The sequence below is a fragment of the Bacillus cereus group sp. N31 genome, from assembly GCF_016483245.1.
Taxonomy (GTDB): Bacteria; Bacillota; Bacilli; order Bacillales; family Bacillaceae_G; genus Bacillus_A; species Bacillus_A toyonensis.
Window position 1 is genome coordinate 1 of the sequence record NZ_JAEHCH010000102.1, and the last position, 283, is coordinate 283.

The window sequence follows — 283 nt, forward strand, 5'->3', positions numbered from 1 at the left end:
ACGATAACAACGCAACAGATCGTCCAAGCTCGATCAAAGTAGACTTACTACAAAACGGTAAAGTAGTAGATACAAAAGAAGTAACAGCGGCAACAGAATGGAAGTACACATTTGAAAACCTCAAAGCATACGATGCAGAAGGTAAAGCATACAAGTATGAAATAAAAGAACAAGCAGTACCAGGATATGAATCAAAAGTAAGTGGTACTGACATCACAAATACAAAAGTAGGCCAAACAAAGGTAGAAGGAACGAAGACATGGAAAGACGGAAATGCGAAAGA

Annotated in this window: 1 protein-coding gene; it reads left to right on the plus strand. The window is 38.2% G+C overall.

Annotation, left to right across the window (positions count from 1 at the left end; genetic code table 11):
- Positions 1-283 (plus strand): Cna B-type domain-containing protein (locus JDS81_RS29970; RefSeq protein WP_206772381.1); only part of this gene is annotated, 283 nt, incomplete at both ends.